This window comes from Amycolatopsis antarctica (assembly GCF_002262875.1).
In the GTDB taxonomy this organism is placed as follows: Bacteria; Actinomycetota; Actinomycetes; order Mycobacteriales; family Pseudonocardiaceae; genus Amycolatopsis; species Amycolatopsis antarctica.
Genome location: NZ_NKYE01000039.1, coordinates 1 through 1,403, shown reverse-complemented (window position 1 = coordinate 1,403; position 1,403 = coordinate 1). Strand labels below are relative to the sequence as shown.

The following is a 1,403-nucleotide window of genomic DNA, read 5'->3' as shown; positions in this document are numbered from 1 at the left end:
GGGTCTATCTCATGATCGGTGTTTCCGGCGTTGTTGATCAGTAGGTCTCGGCGGCCGGCCAGCGGTCACCGAAGGTGATGGCGAATGCGTTGATCACGGGTTTCCAACGCATCGTCCATCGGGCGCGGCCTGTGCCGGTGGGGTCCAGGCTGCGGGTCACAAGGTACAGGCACTTCATCGCCGCTTGCTCGGTCGGAAAGTGCCCCCGTGCGCGGATCGCTCGACGGTAGCGGGCGTTCAGTGATTCGATTGCGTTCGTGGAGCAGATCATGCGGCGAATCTCGATGTCGTAGTCGAGGAATGGGACGAATTCGTCCCACGCGTTGCGCCACAGTCGGATCATCGCACCGTATTTGCTACCCCATTTCTCGTCGAGTTCGTCTAATGCGGTGAGTGCGGCGTCGGGATTGGGCGCGGTATAGATGGGTTTGATGTCCCGTTTCACCGCATCCCAGTCGCGGCGTGATACGAGCCGGAAAGTGTTCCGGATCAGGTGAACTATGCAGGTCTGAACAATGGTTTGCGGCCAGACGTTCGCCACGACTTCGGGAAGGCCTTTGAGGCCGTCGCAGACGAGGAAGAACACGTCGCGGACGCCGCGGTTCTTCAGATCGATCAGCACGCTCATCCAGAACTTGGCGCCCTCGCCACCGGTGCCCATCCACAGGCCCAGCACGTCCTTGTGCCCATCCATGGTGACCCCGATCGCGGCGTAGACCGGCCGGTTGGTGACCTGGCCGTCCCGTACCTTGACGTGGATAGCGTCGATGAACACCGCCGCGTAGACCGCGTCAAGCGGACGGCTGGCCCACTCGTTCATCTCGGCGACGACCTTGTCGGTGATCCGCGAGATTGTCTCCTTGCTGATCGAGGCGCCATAAATTTCGGCGAAATGAGCCGAGATCTCCCCGGTTGTCATCCCTTTCGCGTACAGCGACAACACGATCTCGTCCACGTCTGTCAGTCGACGCTGCCGCTTTTTCACAATCTGCGGTTCGAATGTGCTTTCTCGGTCTCGCGGAACACTGATTTCAACCTCGCCGGCAGCGTCCGATACCACGGTCTTCGACCGTTCACCGTTCCGCACGTTCGCCGATTCTCGACCCGGCTCCGCCTGGTTCTTCTCATGGCCGAGGTGCTCGGTCATCTCTTCGTTCAGCGCGGTTTCCAGCACATTCTTGGTGAACAACTTCAACAGGCCGTCCGGGCCGGTCAACGCCAGCCCCCTGGCCTTGGCCTCAGCCACCATCGCGGCCGCGGCAGCCTGCTCTGGCGACAGCTGCCGCCCGGACTTCTCACTCTTGCGTGGACTCACAAGGTCCGATGTCATCACTCACAGTGCCCATCCCGCCGGACCTCAGTCCGGCGTGTCGGGCCAGAAACACCGATGTTGAAACAGTCCC

The 1,403-nt window shown here is 61.2% G+C and carries 1 protein-coding gene; it reads right to left on the bottom strand.

The genetic code is table 11. The features are described 5' to 3' along the window. Positions 1-37 precede the first annotated feature (37 nt). Positions 38-1,315: an IS256 family transposase gene (locus tag CFN78_RS28330; protein WP_420807938.1), complete on the bottom strand. Its 1,278-nt coding sequence runs from the start codon at positions 1,313-1,315 to the stop codon at positions 38-40. Positions 1,316-1,403: the final 88 nt, after the last annotated feature.